General features: G+C 71.9%; 3 protein-coding genes. 2 read left to right on the plus strand and 1 reads right to left on the minus strand.

What is annotated here, in order from left to right:
- A partial coding sequence (locus KN815_RS47015; protein ID WP_216347897.1) for a PhoX family protein occupies positions 1–821 on the plus strand: 821 nt, incomplete at its 5' end.
- 290 nt (positions 822–1,111) lie between these two features.
- Complete coding sequence (locus KN815_RS47020) at positions 1,112–2,161, plus strand: LysR family transcriptional regulator (protein ID WP_253209690.1); 1,050 nt, start codon at positions 1,112–1,114, stop codon at positions 2,159–2,161.
- Positions 2,162–2,200: 39 nt separating this feature from the next.
- Here KN815_RS47020 and KN815_RS47025 read toward each other — a convergent pair whose 3' ends face one another.
- Entirely contained in the window at positions 2,201–3,181 is a 981-nt protein-coding gene (locus KN815_RS47025) for an endonuclease/exonuclease/phosphatase family protein (RefSeq protein ID WP_216347899.1), read from the minus strand.
- Between the last annotated feature and the right edge of the window lie 23 nt (positions 3,182–3,204).

A 3,204-nucleotide genomic window follows, 5' to 3' on the forward strand; every position in this document is an offset into this window, starting at 1 on the left:
AGGGCACGCTGTACGTCGCCAAGTTCACCGGTGACAGCCCGTCCGCCGAGATCGACGGCACCGGAAAGCTGCCCACGGACGGCGAGTTCGACGGCGCCGGCGAGTGGATCCCGCTGGCCTCCGGCGACCGCTCCTTCGTGGACGGGATGACCGCCGAGGAGGTGTACGTCTTCACGCGTCTGGCCGCCGACAAGGCCGGTGCGACGAAGATGGACCGCCCCGAGGACGTCGAGCCGAGCCCGCGCACCGGTCGTGTGTACATCGCGCTGACCAACAACTCGGACCGTGGCAAGACGGGCAAGGCCGCGGCCGACGAGGCCAACCCGCGCAACGCCAACAAGCACGGCCAGATCCTGGAGCTGACCGAGCGCTGGAACAACCCGGGCTCCACCCGCTTCAACTGGCGGCTGTTCCTGGTCTGCGGCGACCCCGAGGACCCGAGCACCTACTTCGGCGGCTTCCCCAAGGACCAGGTCAGCCCGATCTCCTGCCCGGACAACATCACCTTCGACGCGCACGGCAATCTGTGGATCTCCACGGACGGCAACGCGCTCGGCAGCCACGACGGACTGTTCGGCGTGGCGACGGCGGGCAGCCGTCGCGGCCAGGTCAAGCAGTTCCTGACCGTGCCGACCGGTGCCGAGACCTGTGGCCCGATCGTGCAGGAGCGGCGGGTGCTGGTGGCCGTGCAGCACCCGGGCGAGCTCGATGGCGCGAGCGTGGAGAAGCCCGCGTCGACCTGGCCCGACGGACCGGGCAAGCTGACCCGGCCGTCCGTGATCAGCGTCTGGCGGCGCGACGGCGGCGACATCGGCGCCTGAGGCGCACGGGCCTCGTGAAACCCACGAGGCCCACACCCCAGCCCGAGCCCCCCGCGCCCCCCGCGAGCCGCCGCAGCGGCTCGCGGGGGGCGCGCGCGTAAGGAGTCCGGAAAAGCGGGGTTGCTCTCGCTCATATCGGACCCGGATATCCGTGTGGATAGCTGACTAAACTCTGGAGTCAGGAAAACGGGAGAACGTGAAAAGCGGGGGAAATCATGGTGCGACCCGGGTCGCTCGGACCACCGACGACGGATCGGCGCGGCCGTTGGGCGCAGAGCCCACTCGCGCTCATGGACACCACGATGGACCAGTTGCGCACCTTGATCATGGTCCATGAGGCAGGTACCGCACTGGGCGCCGCACGGATTCTGGGCCGTGAACAGTCCAGTGTGCAAAAGCAGATCGACACCATGAACCGGAACTTTCGCGAGCTTTGCGGCGAACCCCTCGTACTCAAGCAGGGACGCGGCAAGGACGTGCTGTTCACCGGCACCGGAGAAGCCCTGGTCGAATTGGCGCGCGGAACTCTCGGCGAGTGGCTGGACGGCATCCATGAGTCACGGCGCCGCCTGGGAAAAACCCTGGTGGTGGGCACCACCCGATTTACCCTCAGCTATCTGGCGGGCGCCGGGGAGCGGGTGTCCGAGGAGTTCCGGCAGCGCGCCATCGAGCTCAAGGTCGGCCATGTGCGCACCCGGGACGTGCTGGCCAAGCTGCGCGCCAAGGATGTCGACCTGGTGTGCGGCTCCGTGGTGACCCGGCCCGAGGGCGACGATGAACTCGCCGCCTTCGATGTCATGGAGTGGCGCCGCAGCGGGGTCTCGCTGCTGACCAATCTGTCCGAGGCCGAGCTGCCCGGCCCCACCGCCCCGAGCAGCGCGCTGCGCTCCCTGCCGCTGGTGGTCTCGGCCAGCGGGCTGATGGCCGGGGTGCTGCACACCTGGTTCGGCGGCGACTACCGCAACAAGCTGCGCATCGCCGCCGAGATCGACACCGTCAACTACGGTTTCGAGCTGCTGCGCTCCGGCCTGCTGCGCGGCTGCATGCTGGTCACCAAGGGGGTCGCGGACGCGGCGGGCGATCCGCGGGTGGCGTACGGACGCGGGCTGCGCGCGGTCGAGCTGGTCAATGACACCGGGCCCCGGCTGGAGGTGCTGCTGGGCGCCTTCACCCGGCGCGGTGAGCGCGCGTCCTATGACGCGGGCCATCCGCTCAATCTGCTCTGGGACGCGCTCGCGCAGGAGAACGCGCGCTGGCAGCGGGAGCAGCGCTGGCCCACGGCGGGCCTGGAGCCCGATCCGTTCGAGCTGGCCAACTCCTACAACCCGAGCGAGAGCTGAGCCGTAACCCGAGCGGGAGCTGAGCCGCTGAGTCGCCGGTCAGCCCTGTGCCCCGTACAGGTCCAGCTCCACCAGCAGTGCCCGGTGGTCGGTGTGCGGCAGCTCCAGGAAGCGGGCCGTACGCGGCCGTAGCGCCCGGCTGGCCAGCACATGGTCGATCTGCGCCCCCAGCACCGGGGCCGTGGCGCTCGGCCAGCTCGGTGTGCGGGAGACGCCGGTGGCCCGTGCGCTGTCCCGCAGCCCGGTGTCCAGGACGGACCGGAAGGCGGCATGGTCCTGGGTGGCGTTGAAGTCGCCCGCGATCAGGGTGGGTTCCTCGCCCCGCCCGGCGGCGTAGGCCCGCAGCCGCCCCAGCTCGGTGCGCCAGACGTCCAGCTCGCCCGGCATCGGCGGCATGGGATGCGCGACCTGTAGCCGCAGCCGCTGCCCGGCGATCCGGACGACCGCCCCCGGCATCCGCAGCGTCCCGCGCACCCCCTCCGCGCGGGTCAGCGGGTGGCGGCTGAGGATCGCCGAGCCCGCGGCGGGGCTGTCGCCGAGGGCGATGCTCCGGTACGGGTAGGCCGCGCGGACGGCGGCCGAGTCCAGCGCCTCGCCGCACTCCGTGTCGCACTCCTGCACCGCGACCAGGTCCGGCCGCTCCCGGCGCAGCGCGGTCAGCAGCCCGTCCCTGGCCTGGCCGAATTCGAGGTTCGCGGTCATCACCCGCAGCCGGGCGAGGACCGGTCCATGCGGCTCGGGCGGGCTGCCGCCGTCGTACGGCTGGATGAACCACCCGGTGGCCGCCGCTGCCGCCAGCGCCCAGCCGCACCCCAGCGGCCAGCGGGCGGCCGCGCAGAGCAGCAGCCCGAGCGCCGCCGGGACCAGCAGCCAGGGCAGAAAGGCCAGGAGCTGCGGTATGGGGGTGATGCCGTCGATGTCCGCGGCCCGGCACAGCACCACCGCGCTGACCAGGGCCAGCGGCACCATCGCGGACCAGGCCGCCGTCCGCCGGGCCCGTCCGCCGGGGAGCCGGAGCAGCCGGGTGACGGCGCCCCGGGGGC

Origin of the sequence: Streptomyces niphimycinicus, assembly GCF_018883605.1 — a bacterium.
Classification (GTDB): domain Bacteria; phylum Actinomycetota; class Actinomycetes; order Streptomycetales; family Streptomycetaceae; genus Streptomyces; species Streptomyces niphimycinicus.